The 15,953-nt window shown below is 60.8% G+C and carries 18 protein-coding genes; 2 read left to right on the top strand and 16 right to left on the bottom strand.

Features of this window, described 5'->3' with window-relative positions; all coding sequences use genetic code 11:
* Positions 1-4 precede the first annotated feature (4 nt).
* The gene (locus FGE05_RS25855; RefSeq protein WP_003179435.1) at positions 5-487 is read right to left on the bottom strand and encodes a GNAT family N-acetyltransferase; all 483 of its coding nucleotides are present in this window, start codon (positions 485-487) and stop codon (positions 5-7) included.
* 176 nt (positions 488-663) lie between these two features.
* Here FGE05_RS25855 and FGE05_RS25850 point away from each other — a divergent pair, with 176 nt between their 5' ends.
* Together FGE05_RS25850 and FGE05_RS25845 are read left to right on the top strand one after the other, a co-directional pair.
* Complete coding sequence (locus FGE05_RS25850) at positions 664-1,008, top strand: hypothetical protein (RefSeq protein WP_139649403.1); 345 nt, start codon at positions 664-666, stop codon at positions 1,006-1,008.
* Positions 1,009-1,040: 32 nt separating this feature from the next.
* A complete protein-coding gene (locus tag FGE05_RS25845) occupies positions 1,041-1,421 on the top strand; it encodes a Rho termination factor N-terminal domain-containing protein (RefSeq protein WP_139649401.1) in 381 nt (126 codons plus the stop codon).
* A gap of 258 nt (positions 1,422-1,679) precedes the next feature.
* Here the strand turns inward: FGE05_RS25845 and araH are convergent, their stop codons facing one another.
* The 15 genes from araH to mltG form a co-directional block, all read right to left on the bottom strand.
* A complete protein-coding gene (araH, locus tag FGE05_RS25840) occupies positions 1,680-2,648 on the bottom strand; it encodes an L-arabinose ABC transporter permease AraH (RefSeq protein WP_041020454.1) in 969 nt (322 codons plus the stop codon).
* A gap of 10 nt (positions 2,649-2,658) precedes the next feature.
* Entirely contained in the window at positions 2,659-4,203 is a 1,545-nt protein-coding gene (gene araG, locus FGE05_RS25835; protein ID WP_139649399.1) for an L-arabinose ABC transporter ATP-binding protein AraG, read from the bottom strand.
* Positions 4,204-4,271: 68 nt separating this feature from the next.
* Positions 4,272-5,276 (bottom strand): substrate-binding domain-containing protein, encoded by a 1,005-nt coding sequence (locus tag FGE05_RS25830; protein WP_047699126.1) that lies wholly within the window; start codon positions 5,274-5,276, stop codon positions 4,272-4,274.
* 171 nt (positions 5,277-5,447) lie between these two features.
* Positions 5,448-6,266 (bottom strand): SDR family oxidoreductase, encoded by an 819-nt coding sequence (locus FGE05_RS25825; RefSeq protein ID WP_139649397.1) that lies wholly within the window; start codon positions 6,264-6,266, stop codon positions 5,448-5,450.
* Positions 6,267-6,502: 236 nt separating this feature from the next.
* Positions 6,503-7,378, bottom strand: coding sequence for an SMP-30/gluconolactonase/LRE family protein (locus tag FGE05_RS25820; protein ID WP_139649395.1), 876 nt, complete (start codon positions 7,376-7,378; stop codon positions 6,503-6,505).
* Complete coding sequence (locus FGE05_RS25815) at positions 7,375-8,121, bottom strand: FadR/GntR family transcriptional regulator (RefSeq protein WP_139649393.1); 747 nt, start codon at positions 8,119-8,121, stop codon at positions 7,375-7,377. Before FGE05_RS25815 ends, FGE05_RS25820 begins: the two co-directional genes overlap by 4 nt.
* A gap of 186 nt (positions 8,122-8,307) precedes the next feature.
* Positions 8,308-8,868: a DUF1285 domain-containing protein gene (locus tag FGE05_RS25810; protein ID WP_139649391.1), complete on the bottom strand. Its 561-nt coding sequence runs from the start codon at positions 8,866-8,868 to the stop codon at positions 8,308-8,310.
* A 15-nt stretch (positions 8,869-8,883) separates the two neighbouring features.
* A complete protein-coding gene (locus FGE05_RS25805) occupies positions 8,884-9,489 on the bottom strand; it encodes a DUF4823 domain-containing protein (RefSeq protein ID WP_139649389.1) in 606 nt (201 codons plus the stop codon).
* Between the two features lie 172 nt (positions 9,490-9,661).
* On the bottom strand, positions 9,662-10,630 hold the full coding sequence (locus FGE05_RS25800) for a GTP 3',8-cyclase MoaA (RefSeq protein ID WP_139649387.1): 969 nt from the start codon (positions 10,628-10,630) through the stop codon (positions 9,662-9,664).
* Between the two features lie 138 nt (positions 10,631-10,768).
* Positions 10,769-11,407 (bottom strand): TetR/AcrR family transcriptional regulator, encoded by a 639-nt coding sequence (locus FGE05_RS25795; RefSeq protein WP_003204240.1) that lies wholly within the window; start codon positions 11,405-11,407, stop codon positions 10,769-10,771.
* 383 nt (positions 11,408-11,790) lie between these two features.
* Positions 11,791-12,585 (bottom strand): TatD family hydrolase, encoded by a 795-nt coding sequence (locus FGE05_RS25790; RefSeq protein ID WP_139649385.1) that lies wholly within the window; start codon positions 12,583-12,585, stop codon positions 11,791-11,793.
* An 11-nt stretch (positions 12,586-12,596) separates the two neighbouring features.
* Positions 12,597-12,953, bottom strand: a complete 357-nt coding sequence (locus tag FGE05_RS25785) for a PilZ domain-containing protein (RefSeq protein ID WP_024776899.1) — start codon at positions 12,951-12,953, stop codon at positions 12,597-12,599.
* 206 nt (positions 12,954-13,159) lie between these two features.
* Positions 13,160-14,146, bottom strand: a complete 987-nt coding sequence (locus tag FGE05_RS25780) for a DNA polymerase III subunit delta' (RefSeq protein ID WP_139649383.1) — start codon at positions 14,144-14,146, stop codon at positions 13,160-13,162.
* Positions 14,139-14,771, bottom strand: coding sequence for a dTMP kinase (gene tmk / locus FGE05_RS25775; RefSeq protein WP_139649381.1), 633 nt, complete (start codon positions 14,769-14,771; stop codon positions 14,139-14,141). Before tmk ends, FGE05_RS25780 begins: the two co-directional genes overlap by 8 nt.
* Before the next feature lie 19 nt (positions 14,772-14,790).
* The gene (gene mltG, locus FGE05_RS25770) at positions 14,791-15,951 is read right to left on the bottom strand and encodes an endolytic transglycosylase MltG (RefSeq protein ID WP_139649379.1); all 1,161 of its coding nucleotides are present in this window, start codon (positions 15,949-15,951) and stop codon (positions 14,791-14,793) included.
* Positions 15,952-15,953: the final 2 nt, after the last annotated feature.

Here is a 15,953-nt window from a genome sequence, read left to right as displayed (position 1 = left end):
GCCATCAGTTGCCTTGGGCGAAATCCCGTAGCACCTTGCCGTCCATCCGGTAGCGCACCCATTCTTCCTGGGGTTGCGCGCCGAGGGATTTGTAGAACTCGATCGCCGGTGTGTTCCAGTCCAGGACGCTCCATTCGAAACGACCGCAATCGTTGTCGCAGGCGACCTTGGCCAGATGGCGCAACAACGTCTTACCCGCCCCGCCGCCACGCTGTTCGGGCGTGATGTAGAGGTCTTCGAGGTACAGGCAGTTGCTGCCCAACCAGGTGGAGTAGCTGAAGAAAAACACCGCGAAACCAATCGGTACGCCATCGCGCAGGCAGATCAGCCCGTGGGCGGTCGCGCCTTCGCTGAACAGGCTGCGCTCGATGTCGGCCACACTGGCGATGACTTCGTGACGGGCCTTTTCGTAGTCGGCCAGCTCGGTGATGAAGGCAAGGATTTGAGGCGCATCGCTGGGTTGCGCGGGACGGATCTCGATCGACATGAACGGGCCTTGTAGCCAATTGAAAGCGCCATACTAAGCCGCTACGTGGCGCTCGTCACATTTCAATCCAAATGATGACTGCTCCTGCGAAAGCACCATTCGTCGCAAGCAAGGCACCAACCCCGATCCCGCACGGCCCAAGATCAGGCAAGCATCTGAAAAATGGAGGCGACACCATGATCACTTCAAGGCTGACTGCGTTCACATTTGCCGCACTGCTGTCTTCGGTGGCCTTCGCGGCGACCACCTCCGGTACCGGACCGACCGACCCGGTGGAGGCACCCAACTCGCCGGCCACCCAGGGCATGCCCAAGTTGAACACCGATGGCACCGGCGGCGGCACCTTGAACAATGGCCAGCCACCCGCCACAGGTACCGATCCGCGTGTGCAGGGCAATGACATGGGCCGCCAGGGCGGCATGAACACACCGGACTCTACAGCGCCCGATAACGCCGGAACCGGCGTGGGCTCGAAAACCACCACCGGTGGTTCGGGCTCCGAAGGTGGCGCCAGCCAGTAGCCTCTGCTCACACATTTGAGGAGGAGAATCCCATGCCTCGTGGAAGCAAAGACAAATACACCGCCGAGCAAAAGCGCAAGGCCGAGCACATCGAAAAAAGCTACCAGAAGAAAGGCCTCTCCGAGGACACGGCCGAGGCACGCGCTTGGGCGACGGTGAACAAACAGTCCGGCGGCGGCGAACGTTCCGGCGGCTCAGGGAAGCACAAACCTGCCGCGGAAAAGAAAACCGACCGCAAGGAATCGGCCCGTCGTGCAGCCAAGACCCGGGAAGGCCATCCGCGCAGCAGCAAGACTTCCCATGAAACCCAGACGGTCGACAGCCTGATGAAAGAAGCCCGGGCGAAAAACATTCCCGGGCGTTCGAAGATGCGCAAGCAGGAGTTGATCGAGGCGCTGCGCAAAGCGGCCTGATCGGCCGCCATCGCGAGCAGGCTCGCTCCCACATGCGGTCTGCGGCGTCTGCGGGCTTCGCGACAGACAAAAAACCTGTGGGAGCGAGCCTGCTCGCGATAGCACCAGATCAGCCAACATTGATATTGAATATGCCGACGCCTTCGCGAGCAAGCCCGCTCCCACATGCGGTCTGGGCGGGCGCTGGTTTTGTGGCTGACACAAGACCCGTGGGAACCGGGCTTGCCCGCGATGGGGCCCGCCCGGTCGAAGCAGGTTTCAGCGCTGTTTCATGCGGTCGATGACCACCGCGAGTAACAGGATCGAGCCACGGATGACGTATTGGTAGAAGGTGTCGATGTTCTTCAGGTTCATCGCGTTCTCGATGATCGCCAGAATCAACACCCCGGCAATCACATGACGGATCATGCCGATCCCACCGCTCAACGAGACTCCACCCAGGACGCAGGCCGAGATCACCGTCAGTTCGAAACCCTGGCCGATCATTGGTTGGCCAGAGGTCATGCGCGAGGCCAGGATCACCCCCGCCAGCGCGCCGATCACGCCATGCACGGCGAAGATGATGATCTTGGTGCGATCGACGTTCACCCCCGCCAGCAACGCGGCTTCCTGGTTACCACCGATGGCCATGGTGTTGCGCCCATAGGTGGTGTAGTTCAGCAACCAGCCGAAAAACAGAAAGCAGACGATGGTGATCAGGATCGGCACCGGCACCCCGAACAACTGGCCGTTGCCGTACACGAAGAACGATTCCTGGGACACGCCCACTGCCTTGCCATTGGCAAAGATGTAGGCCAGGCCGCGAACGATCTGCATGGTCGCCAACGTGGTAATCAAGGCATTGACCCGCAGCTTGGCAATGACGATGCCGTTGATCAGGCCAACGATCAGCCCCATCACCAGCGCCGCGCTGACACCCAGGAACACGCTGTTGGTATCGCGCATCACCACCGCCGCGACCACGCCGGCGCAGGCAATCACCGAGCCGACGGACAAGTCGAAGTGCCCGGATGCCAGGCAATACAACATGGTACAGGCGGCAATGCCGGTGGTGGAAATTGCCAGGCCCAGGCCCCGCATGTTCAGCGGCGACAGGAAGTTGTCGATCAACAGCGTGCAGAGCACGAAGATGCCGATGGCCGCCAGCAGCATGACCCAGTCGTCCAGGAACCGACGCATGTCCAGGGGTTTGCGTGCCGTTGGCAGTGCATTGTTTTGAATGGTCATGATTTACCTCTCAGTTCGCCGCGTCGGCAACGCGTTGGCGTGGCAGCGCCAGTTGCAGCAGGTTGGATTCGTTGGCCTCGGCACGCGGCAGCTCGCCGCGCATGGCCCCTTCGCACAGCACCAGGATCCGGTCGGAAATGCCCATCACTTCCATCAGGTCGCTGGAGACCACAATCACCGCGATGCCCTCGGCCGCCAGGTTGTGGATGATCTGGTAGATCTCCGCCTTCGCACCGATGTCGATGCCGCGGGTGGGCTCGTCCAGCAACAGGACTTTCATCGGCATAGACAGCCAGCGACCGAGGATCGCCTTCTGCTGGTTGCCGCCGGACAGGAACATGATTTTCTGCCCCGCCGTCGGCGTCTTCACTTTCAACGCCTTGATCTGCTTGTCGGCGTTGCCCTTTTCCCAATCGCCGCGCAACAGGCAGCCGAGGGTGGAGTGGGCACTGCGAGCGCTGATGTTGATGTTCTCGCCGACGCTGGCCAGGGGCATGATGCCTTCCTTCTTGCGGTCTTCCGGGCAGAGCAGTACGCCGGCGGCGATGGCGTCCCGGGGCGAACGCAGTTTCAGCGCCTCACCGTGCAAGACCAGGCTCCCTTCGGTCTGGCGTTCCAGGCCGCTGAGCAATCGCAGCAATTCGGTGCGTCCGGCCCCCACCAGCCCGAACAAGCCGAGGATTTCACCTTTGTGCACTTGGAAACTCACCGGCTCACGCAGCCCCGGACCGAGCAGGCGATCGACCTGCAGCGCCACTTCACCGCGCTCACGGGCACGGTAATCGTAGATGTCCTGGATATCGCGACCGACCATGCAGGTGACCAACTGATCGTGGGTCAACTCGCTCATGTTGTCGAAGGTGCGCACGTAGCGGCCATCCTTGAACACCGTCACCGCGTCACAGATGCGGAACACCTCTTCCATGCGGTGACTCACATACAGCACCACTTTGCCCTCGTCCCGCAGGCGCGCGATGATCGCCATCAAGCGGTCGATTTCCCGTGCAGAGAGGCTGCTGGTGGGTTCATCGAAGGCAATCACATGAGCGCCCCGGGACAAGGCCTTGGCGATTTCCACCAGTTGGCGCTGGCCGAGGGACAGGCGACCGACTTTTTCCTGGGGATCGATTTCGTCGGCCAGGCCCTTGAGCAGCGCCAACGCCTGCTGGCGCAACACGCCACGATTGACCAGGCCGAAACGGGCCGGCAGGTGGCCCAGGAACAGGTTCTCGGCCACCGTCATTTCCGGCACCAGATGCAGCTCCTGGTGAATCACCGCCACGCCGCTGGCGATGCTGTCGGCCGTGCACTTGAAGGCCATCGTCTGCTCGCCGATCTGCAGCTCGCCGCTGCTCGGGATGTAGGCCCCACCCAGAATCTTCAGCAACGTGGACTTGCCCGCGCCGTTTTCCCCCATCAAGGCATGAACCTGGCCTGGATGGGCGACAAAACTGATATTGGCCAACGCCTGCACGCCGGGAAAGGCTTTGCCGATTCCGTTGAATCGCAAGCTGGCGCCGATGTTGTGTTGCTGTGTCGCTGTTTGCGCTTGCATAACCACCTCGAACTCACAGAGATCAAGCGGCCCCAAGACACCAGGGCCGCTTTTGAATCAACCGGCCGTCAATTCCACAGGCCGATCTTTTCCAGCTCCTGCTTGAAGTTCTCCCGAGTGATCAGCGTCACCTCGTCCATGGCGGTGTACTTCGGTGGTTCCTTGCCGGTGGTGACCCACTCGAACATCATCTCGGCGGTCTTGTAGCCTTCGATGTGCGGGCTAGGCAGCATCGAACCGAAGAAACCGCTGTGGGGTTTTTTCAGCTCGCCGATGGCGTCGGTGCCGTTGATGCCGATCCCGATCACGTTGTCTGCCTTGAAGCCGGCGCTTTCAGTCGCGCGTACGCCACCCAGCACGGTGTTGTCGTTCATGCCGCCGATGATCAGGTTCTTCGCGCCGCTGGGCAGTTTCACCAGGGCGGAGTTGGTGGAGTCCATGCTCCCCGGTACATCGAGGGTCTTGAGCGCCGTGGTGAGGATGTGGTCGTCCGGCATACCGGCTTTCTTGAGGGCGTCCATCGAACCGTCGGTGCGTTTCTTGCCGGTGTCCAACTCGTTGAAGGTGTTGATCACCGCGTAGGTGTCTTTCCAGTCCCAGCCACGTTTTTTGGCTTCAGTAGCCATGGCGGCACCCTGCTTCTGGCCCACTTCGAACGCGGCCATGCCGAGGTACGGCACGTCTTCCATGAACTTGCCGCTGGCATCGACGAAACGGTCATCGACGGCGATGACTTTCATGTCGTTGAGTTTGGCCTTGGCCATGATGGCCGGGCCCAGGGACACGTCCGGCGGGCAGATCACGAAGCCCTTGGCGCCGTTGGCCGCGAGGCTGTCAATGGCCGAGAGGGTCTTCTCGCCATCGGGCACAGCAATCTTGATGACCTTGAAGCCCTTGTCCTTGCCCGCTTTTTCAGCGAACGCCCATTCGGTCTGGAACCAGGGCTCCTCGGCCTGCTTGACCAGAAAACCGATCTTCACTTCTTCAGCCGCCAGCAAGGTACTGCTGAGACCGACCGCGGCAACTGCCAAGGCAACGCGGCACAGGGAACGGATCCCACGACGATGATTCATAGTTGACTCCTTGTTTTTTTTATTGAAAGCCAAACGTCCAGGGTCTGCTCCACCATCGGTGGCAAAGCGCAGGCTGGGCGGTCACAGCAAGTTGCTACAGCATAGATCCAAATAGTCATATCGTATGATGATTGGATTACAGGCAAAGTTTCAGACTGCAATCCGGAATGTTCAGTCGTGGTACATGACCGAACGTCCACCATCAATGGTGATGCATGAAGCGTTGATGAAAGGTGCTTCATCACTGGCCAGGAACACGGCCGTCATTGCCACTTCGATCGGTTGCCCGATGCGGCGTGGCGGGTGCAGATCCAGCGCACGCTGGCGTTCGGCATGAGGATCGGCAAAACCGTTCCAGTAGTCGACGTTCAGTTGGGTTTCGATGTAGCCCGGTGCGATGGCGTTGACGCGTACGCCCTTGGGTGCGTATTCGATGCCCAGGGCGCGAGTCAGGCCGAGCAAGCCATGCTTGGCCACCGGATAAGGAAAACAGCCGGGGATGATGTGGGACGAATGGGTCGAAGCAATATTGATGATGCTGCCCACGCCCTGCTCGATCATCTGCGGCAACACAGCCTTGCAGCCATACCAGGCACCGTCCAGGTCGATGGCGAAGCAGCGGCGCCAATCTTCCTCGGTCATTTCCAACGGGTCGCGGAACACATTGACGCCGGCGCAATTCACCAGCACATCGATGCGGCCGTGCAATTCAACGGCACGGCGGGCCATGGCCTGCAGGTCCTGCGGGTTCGACACATCGGCTTGCAACGCTTGCACGTCCGCCCCGCGTTCACGCCAATCAGCGGCAACCTGTTCGACTTTGCCGGCCTGGATGTCGCTGATCACCAGGCGCGCCTGTTGCGAAGCGAACGCAGCGACGATGGCCTCGCCAATACCCTGGGCGGCACCGGTCAGCAACACCACCTTGTTTTTCAGCCGCTCGCCCTTGGGGGGCTCGGGCACTGGCGGCAAGGAAAGCGCTTCAGCCATGGCTCACGACTCCGCTATCCGCAGCCACGACAAAAACCGGGCATCCAGGGATGACCGGCCGAAGGCGCTGGGAGGACAGTGGGTCACGTACGCCACCGGGGCGTACGGGGATGGATCGTTGCATCGCTTCACCTGTTTTGTTTTTTTAGTGTGAATGCATGTTGCTGATGGAGCCGACTATAAACCCGGCCACCAAACAATCTCAATATATATATTTACATCCCATATTTTGGGATTTAACCCGCAAACCGCGTACAGCTCACACCCGGCACATCGACCCGCATGGACAGCACCGCGCCGTCCAGCGGATGCGCCAACGGACTGGCTGCGCTGGTGATGTACAGAGTCTTGAGATCCTCTCCCCCGAACACACAGCTGGTGGGACGACTGACCGGCAGTTCGATCACCCGGTCGACCTGTCCATCAGGGTTGATTCGCAGCAGGCAGCTGCCATCCCAGCGGGCGTTCCAGACATAACCCCGGGCATCCATCGCCGAGCCGTCCGGGCCGCCGCGCGAATGAGGGCCAAACCAGACTTCGGCGGGCGCCAGGCTGCCATCGGGATGGATGAAATGCCGGTACAACGTGCCGTCGAGGCTTTCACCGAAATACACCGTGGTGCCATCAGTGCTCCACAACAGCGTGTTGGGAATGCCCCGTCCGCGCAGCAACGGCATGACCCGGCCATCGGCGCCCACGCGAAACAAGCCGCCGGAGCGGTGTTCCAGGGGCAGATCCTCACCGTTTTCCCCAATGTTGTTCTGCATGGTCCCGAGCCACAGCTGGCCCAGGGCATCGCAACGGGCTTCGTTGGCGCGGTTACCGGGTTGGGGATCGGCCATGCACAGCAGCGTCAGGCGCGGCTCCAGGCCCGGCGAGTCCAGATCCAACCGGTAGACACCGCTGCTCAATGTCACCAGCGCATCACCACTCTGTGTGGGGATGAAGGCCGACACATGCTCGGGCATCTGCCAGATCTGTACATTGGCACCGATCAACCGCAGCGCCTGTTTGCCGGCGATGTCGACCCAATACAGCGCCTGGGTCGGCTCGTCCCAGAAAGGCCCCTCGCCCAGTTTCGCCCGGTGCTCCGTTACCGCCTTCCACATCATTGAAACCTCCTGTTTCCGGCTTGCCCGGCAATGTCTGTACGACCCGCCATCACATGAGGGTAGAAGCGCTTGATGGCCAGGTCAGCGTTGTCGATCAGGGTCATGCAGGCCCAGACGCCCCGTGTCGCGTCGCGGGACGCGATAGCTTCGGCGATGTCCTTGTGGATGGGCAAGGTGCGGCGCAGTTCATCCGGATCGGCAGCCGATACCTCGAACGACACCGCCAGCAACGCGCCCAGGGCCGGGACCATTTGTTCTATGAATTGATTGTGGCTGGCGGCGAGGATGCACTCGTGGAAAAACTGGTCGGCCCGGTTGTAGTCGACGCCGCTGTCCACGGCCCGCTCCAGCGCATGGTAGGCCAGGCGGATCGCCTGAACCTGCTCGACCGTCGCCCGCTCGCAGGCCCAGCGCACCGCCATTGGCTCGATGGTGCGGCGCAGATCCAACAGGTCATCGACAAAGTTCTCTGGCAAACCGCTGCGTGACAGCCAGCCGACCACCTGGGGATCGAACAGGTTCCAGCGCCGTACCGGCAGCACCCGCGTCCCCACTTTTGGCCCGACCTCGAGCATGCCTTTGGCCACCAGGGTCTTGATCGCCTCGCGAATCACCGTGCGACTGACCCCCAGTTGCTCGCCCAGGTCCGCCTCGACCTTGATGGTCTGCCCAGGCTTGACCTGGCCGGCGGCAATCCAACCGCCGAGCCAATCGACGGTCGATGCGTGAAAACTGCTGGACATGAAAACCCCGCGGGCCACTCTTATTGGTGGCTCACGCTAATCATCATATGATTGGCTGTCAATTGAATTCGTTCTGGGCACACATGTGGGAGCGAAGCTTGCTCGCGAAGGCGTAGTGTCAGCCAACATCCGCGCTGGCAGTTTTATCGCCAGCAAGCTTTGCTCCCACAGGCTCGCCCCACAGGGTTACGGTTCCAGGCCAATGGGGAAGAACACCCCGCCACTCCACACCCCCAACCAGCGCTGCCCGTCGATCTCACGACTCACCGCCAGCTCCACCAACTGGTAGAACACATTTCGGTGGATCAACGCTTCGAGGTTGCTGCGCACATGCACGTAGGGCGCCGGTTCCTGGGTGTGCGGATCGATCACGACCCGCATCGGATGATCAGGGCCGGCCTCGGTGGTTTCATCGACGTGGGTGGTGAAGCGCAATAACTGCCCTTCGCCATGGCCCTCGACCTCCAGGGTCACGGCCACGAACGGCACATCATCGACCTGGATGCCGACTTTTTCCACGGGGGTAATCAGGAAGTAGTCATCGCCGTCGCGGCGGATGATGGTGGAGAACAGCTTGACCATCGGCTTGCGGCCGATGGGCGTGCCCAGGTAGTACCAGGTGCCATCGCGTGCGATGCGCATGTCGATGTTGCCGCAGAAGTCGGGGTTCCATAAGTGGACCGGCGGCAGGCCTTTGGTCTTGGGGATCTGCCCCAGCAGGTCATTGGCTTTTTGCGGTCCGCTCATGGTGACTCCTTGTATTTACTCGTCGCTCATCCCCAGCAGGCTGCGGGCATATTCACGCAAAGGCGTGGCGATGAGGTCTTGTGGCTGCTTGTCGTGCAACGTCAGTAAACCGCCACGACTCTTGATACGTGCAGTATCAATCAAATACTGGGTGCTGGTCTCGATCAACATGATCTGGATCACACTGGTGTCGACTCCCAGACGATCCACGGCTTCTTCGTCCAGCCATTCGTCAGAATTGCCGATGCGGTTGTCGGCCTTGGCGAACCGGGTGTACAGCAAATAGTGAGCACCGGCAGCACGGGCTTCGCCCATGGCCTGATCAAGCCCTTCGGGAACCCGGGCGCGACGGACCATCGGGAAATATTCGATGAACCCGTTAAAGGCTTCTTCGGCCACGACATTGGGACGCGGATAGGCACCGCCTGGCGGTGCGAAAGCGCCTTGGGCGATGTAGATGAACGAATCGGGCTGAATACGCAGGTTATTCACACGGCGACTGTCGCTGTGATCCAGCAGACCGGCGTCGCTCATGTGATAACGAACGCCCTCCCCCATGTCGCTGACATTCATACAGCCAGCCAGCGCCAAAACGGCCAGCAGCAAAACCATGCTACGCATCCTACCCTCCAGAAACCGGTGTCGGAAAACCGGCGAATGGCCGTTGAATGCAGCTTTTGCGCCAGCTCAATGAAAATGGATTGACTGGAACAATGTAATCGCGGGCAAGCCTTGCTCCCACAGGGTAAACACCGTACCTGTGGGAGCAAGGCTTGCCCGCGATTGCGTGGGATCAGCCGCCGATGATCTTCATGATGGTTGCGCCGCCGGAAAACGCTACCTCTTGCTTGTCCCCCAAGGCCTTGACCAACAGCCGCTGAAGGGCCGGCAGCGCCTCGTGACGGGGTTTGTCCAGAAGGTCGCCGACGAAATGACGGTTGCTCGAGGACAGGCAACCATGCAACCAGCCTGTGGAAGACAACCGCAACCGCGAGCAAGTACGGCAGAAAGGCACGCTTTCGTTGGCGATCACACCGAAATATCCCATGCCTGGGATCTCATAGCGCACCGCCGTCGCATCCACTGGGGCGTCGGCTTGCAAGTATTCATACTGGTCGCCGATCAGGCTCAAGAGTTGTTGCAGGCTGACAAACTGCTGCAAGAACCCGTTGGAATCGCTGGCCAGGTGCCCCATGCGCATCAGCTCGATGAAGCGCAGCTCATAGCCACGCGCCAGGCAGTATTCGAGCAACGGCATCACCTGATCCAGGTTCTGCCCCCGCAACGGCACCATATTGACCTTGATCTTCATGCCCGCCGCATGGGCCTGGTCCATGCCGTCGAGTACCGTCGCCAGGTCGCCGCCGCGGGCGATGCTGCGAAATGCGGCAGGGTCCAGGGTGTCGAGGGAAACGTTGATGCGACGGATGCCCGCCCCCACCAGCAAAGGCAACTTCTTCGCCAGCAACTGGCCGTTGGTGGTCAGGCTGATGTCCTCCAGCCCCATCTGCCCCACCGCCGTCATGAAGCGTTCGAGCTTGGGACTGACCAACGGCTCGCCCCCGGTGATGCGCAGTCGCTCGATGCCGGCAGCTTCGATCAGGTAAGCCACGCCTCGCGCCATCGCCTCGGCCGACAATTCGTCCTGCGCCGCCACCAGGCGCTTGCCGTCGGGCACGCAATAGGTGCAGGCGTAGTTGCAGGCGGAAGTCAGGCTGATCCGCAAATTGCGAAAACGCCTGCCCTGACGGTCAACGATCATGGATGACTCCGGCGAAAGAAAAATCGGACCTACGAAACTTGACCTAGAATTCAGGTTTTCGCAAGACCCAAGCCTGAGTATATTACTGGGGCACTGCGCCATGTAAGCGGACATGGCGCAATCAGGTATCTGAATGCCTTAACTGCTCGGTACGTCGGTATCGCGCTTGCGCTTGTTGCCCATGCGCACACCGATGTCCATCAGGAACTGGAAGAAACCTTCCTGATCCTCCAGCACGTTGCTCCAGAACGGTGAGTGGTACAACGCCACCGCACCATGCACCAACGCCCAGGCAGCGCAGTAGTGGAAGTAAGGTGGCACATCTTCGAGCTTGCCTTCGCTGATCCGGCCCTTGATCAGCAACGTCAGGCGCTCGAAGTTCGAAGCGCGGATCTTGTGCAGCTCCTCGACCATCTCCGGCACCTGGTTGCCCTTGACCACCTTCTCTTCCAGGCGGTCGAACAAGCGGTAGCGCTGGGGATCGCGCATGCGGAATTCGAAGTAGGCCCGGGACAGCGCCTCCTTGTCCTTGTCCACGTCCGCCGAATGCAGCAATTCGTTCAAATCGCGCTCGTAATCGAGCATCAGGCGCAGGTAGATTTCCGCCTTGGATTTGAAATGTTTATAGATCGTGCCTTTGCCGATACCCACAGCATCCGCAATCATCTCGACGGTGACGCTGTCTTCGCCCTGGTCGAGAAACAACTTGAGCGCGGTGTCGAGAATTTCCTGCTCGCGGCGGCGAAACTCACGGACCTTACGAGGTTCTTTGTGCATAAGAAAAAGGTCTGAAGGTCAAAATTCGAAGCCGGGTATTATGCCTAACTTACGCAAAAATGCACGGATCATCCGTTCCCGGCCATAGTTCCTCACAAAATCGTACAACATTGGCTCGCTGCCGCTTGCGCTACCGCGTCGTCCCGACAACCGGTGGCGACAGTGAGAACTTATCCGAAGCGAGCGTATTCCAAATTTGTTTAAAAACCGCCCCGGGCAAACTGGACGCGTCGGTATCCTGATCAATACTTCAATTGTCGGCGCGACATCTCCCCCAAGTGACGCGCCGGTAAAGGTACCAAAGGACCGCGTGCCTTTGTTTTACTCCTAATGGTCTTAACCCGGATTCACCCCCCAGAACCCGGGTTTTTTTTGTTCGAAATTCAAGCCTTGACCGACCGGACGTGAGCCAGCGGAAACAACCGTTTGAAATTCTCCGTCGTCTGGTCAGCGAACCGCTCGTAGGATTCGCCACGCAGCATTGCCAGGAACTCCGCCACCTCCCGCACATATTGCGGAAGATTCGGCTTGCCGCGATACGGGATCGGGGCCAGGTACGGCGAGTCGGTTTCCACCAGCAACCGGTCGGCCGGCACCCTGCTGGCCACGTCACGCAAGGCATCGGCGTTGCGGAACGTGACAATCCCGGACAGGGAAATGTAATACCCCATGTCCAGCGCTGCCTTGGCCATGTCCCAGTCTTCGGTAAAACAGTGCAGCACGCCGGCCTGGGGCAGCGCGGCCTCGCGCAGCAAGGCCAGGGTGTCAGCCCGAGCGCCCCGGGTGTGGATGATCACCGGCTTGCCAGTCTGCTTCGCGGCGTCCAGGTGCAGGCGGAATGAAGCCTGTTGCACTTCGGCGGCTTCCGGCTCGTAGTGGTAGTCCAGGCCGGTTTCACCGATGGCGACGACCCTTGGATGGTCGAGCTCACGCAACAGCCAGTCCAGGGCCGGCGCAGCATCGGGCTGGACATCCAGCGGATGGACACCGACCGAACAGTCGACATCTTCATAACGGTCGGCCAGGACCTTGACGTCGGCGGCATTGTCGGCGCTGACACCGATGCACAGGAAGTGTCCGACGCCCCGCTGACGGGCAGCGTCCAGCGCTGCATCCAGGGAACCGCCATGGGCGGCAAGGTCGAGACGGTCGAGGTGACAATGGGAATCTACGAGCATAAAGGGTCGGGCTACATCGTATGGGTGGGACGGTCGGACTTCAGGGTTCCGGCCAGGTGGGTTTCGATCTGATTGCGGGCTGAGCTGTCGCCGTCATTGAACTGCACGCCGACGCCGGCCGCTCGGTTGCCCTGGGCACCTTTGGGGGTCATCCAGATCACCTTGCCGGCGACCGGGATTTTCTCCGGTTCATCCATCAGGCTCAACAGCATGAACACTTCATCCCCCAGTCGATAATGCTTGTTGGTGGGAATGAACAGGCCGCCATTCCTGATGAAAGGCATGTAGGCGGCGTAAAGCACCGACTTGTCCTTGATGGCCAGGGACAGGATGCCGTTGCGCGGTCCGGGACTGACAGGTTCGTTCATGCTGTTCTCCGCTGCGATTGAGCTGAGTCTAGCCTCAGTACGAAAAGCCTTGATACTTGTTCATGCTGCGTTGAAAACAGCCTCGGAATGCTCATGTATTCCAGTACAGTCGGACGCGACCCCGGGCGTTCCTCGGCTGTTTTCGCCTTGCCTGACCTTCGTCTCAAGACTTTTCGTACTGAGTCTAGGAGCCTTGGCGACGTCTGTCAGTTACGACCCGGCAAGCTCGCCCACTGCACCAACAATGCCTCGAGCAACAGCACCCGGTTGAGGTTCGCCTTGCTCAGCACCTTCTGACGTTGGGCAAGCAACCAGTCCTGAATGTTCAAGATTTTGTCCTGGCTGCTTTTTTGCGCCAGGTACTGAATCACCTTGCGCATGTCCGCCAGCCCCAGGCCCGCCTCATCGTCGGTAAGCTGGTAACGCAAGATCAGGCTCGACCAGTCGCAGAACCAGTCGAACAGCAACAGCAGCGGGATGGCGTTCCACCCCTCGGCCAATTGCGTCGGTGATTGCTGCTGCTTGAGCAGCTTCTTCACCCCGTCCACCACCAACGCCCGCTGCTCACGCACACCCTGGGCCTGGAGGCTGACGGCCGCCAGGGGCGAACCGGCGGCGAGGGTCAGCAATTCGACACGCTCGTCATCGGTGCTGTCGGGCAAGGCCTGGGCCAACCATTGCAAACTCATCGCCTCGCTCGGCAACGGGCAGGCCTGTTGCACACAACGGCTCTTGATGGTCGGCAGCAAGCGACTCGGCTGGTGACTGACCAGCAAGAGGACGGTGTCGCCAGAAGGCTCCTCGAGGCTCTTGAGCAAGGCATTGGCGGCGTTGATGTTCATCGACTCGACCGGCTCGATCAGCACCACTTTGCGCCCACCCAGCTGTGAGGTCTGGACCACGAAGCTGACCAGATCACGGACCTGGTCGACCTTGATCGCCTTGTCCGCCTCCTCCGGCTCCAGCACATAGTTATCGGGATGGCTGCCAGCCTTGAGCAGCAGGCAGGACTTGCACTCGCCGCACGCGTTCGAGGCGCCCGGGCGCTGGCACAGCAGGTGGGCCATCAGGCGTTCGGCCAGTGCCCGCTTGCCGATCCCGACCGGGCCATGCAGCAGGTACGCATGGGCATGCTGGGCACGACCGGCCAGTTGTTGCCAGAGACCGTCCTGCCAGGGATAGGCTTCAGCCACGGACACGCTCCAGCAAACCGGGCAACAGGCTGTCCAGCGATTGCTGGACCTGGGTCAGCGGCTGGGAGGCATCGATCAACAGGTAACGCGCCGGATCGGCCTTGGCACGGCTCAGGAAGGCGTTGCGCACGGCATTGAAGAATGCCTCGCCCTCAAGCTCGAAACGATCCAGCCGACCACGGGCGCTGGCACGGGCCAGGCCGATTTCCACCGGCAGGTCGAACACCAGCGTCAGGTCCGGTCGCAGGTCGCCCTGGACAAAGGTTTCCAGTGCCGCGATGCGCTCCAGGGACAAGCCCCGGCCACCACCTTGATAGGCATAGGTCGAATCGGTAAAGCGATCGCAGAGCACCACTGCGCCACGGGCCAGGGCCGGACGAATCACCTCGGACAGGTGTTGTGCCCGGGCGGCGAACACCAGCAACAGCTCGGTGTCGGGGTTCATCACTTCTTCGGCCGGCGCCAGCAGCACCTCACGGATCCGCTCCGCCAGCGGCGTACCGCCCGGCTCGCGGGTCAGCACCACCTCGATCCCCGCAGTCCGAAGGCGTTCGGCCAGGAATTCGCGGTTGGTGCTCTTGCCGGCGCCCTCCGGGCCCTCCAGCGTTATAAACAAGCCAGTCACGGGCAGTCCTTAGTCAGAGTCATTGCGGGCTCGGGAGCTCGTCAGCATTCGGTTCGGGAGCAGGCTTCTCCGGTTGCACCTGGGGCAGGGCTTCGGGAGCCGTATCGGGCGAGGCCGCCGGAATCGGCGCCGAGTCACCCTGCGTGGCCGGAGCCGGGCTGGAGCGATAGTCGGCGCGACGCTTGAGCTGGTATTCGCGCACCGCGTTGTTGTGCTCATCCAGATTGTCGGAAAACACGTGGCTGCCATCCCCGCGCGCGACAAAGTAAAGGCTGTCTCCCGACGCAGGATTCAACGCGGCATGAATCGCCTCGCGTCCCACCATGGCAATCGGCGTCGGCGGCAACCCCGGAACCAGGTAGGTGTTGTACGGATTCTCTTCTTTCAAATGGGCACGGGTGAGTTTGCCAGTGTAGCGCTCGCCCAGGCCATAGATCACCGTGGGATCGGTCTGCAGCAGCATGCCCATGCGCAGACGACGCACGAACACACCGGCAATCTGACTGCGTTCCTGGGGTACGCCGGTTTCCTTTTCCACCAGGGATGCCATGATCAGCGCCTGGTAGGGCTGGGTATAGGGCACATCGGCGGCGCGTTCGGCCCATTCCCTCGCCAGTACGTCTTCAAGCCGGTCGTAGGCCTTGTTCAGAAGATCAACGTCCGACGTTCCGCGCACGAAGCGATAGGTATCCGGGAAAAACCGCCCTTCGGGGAACACCCCGGAGTGGCCCAGCCGATCCATCACCTCGCTGTCACTCAGGCCGGTGAGGGTCTGCTGGAGTTTTTCATCCTTGGCCAGTGCCGCACGGACCTGACGGAAATTCCAGCCTTCCACCAGTGTCACGCTGTACTGCACCACCTCGCCGCGCTTCCAAACGCCGATCAGGTTTTCCATGGTCATGCCCGGCACCATCCGGTATTCGCCGGAGTGCAGGGGCTGGCCGGCGAGATTGAAGCGCCAATACACCCTCAGCCAGAACGCGTCCCTGATCAGGCCGTCAGCCTCAAGGCGATAGAGGGTCTTGGTCGGGGTGGTCCCGTTAGGAATCTCCAGCAGTTCTTCCTGAGTGATGTTCAGCGGCTGTTGCAACGCCGAATGAATCTTCCAGGCAGAAGCGCCCCACAGCAGCCCTGCCAGAACCAGACCGGTTTCCAGCAACAGCAAGAATTTACGTCTCACGA

This window comes from Pseudomonas sp. ICMP22404 (assembly GCF_006227205.1).
In the GTDB taxonomy this organism is placed as follows: Bacteria; Pseudomonadota; Gammaproteobacteria; order Pseudomonadales; family Pseudomonadaceae; genus Aquipseudomonas.
Note: the sequence above shows the minus strand (reverse complement) of the source record. Positions and strands in the feature narration are given on the sequence as shown.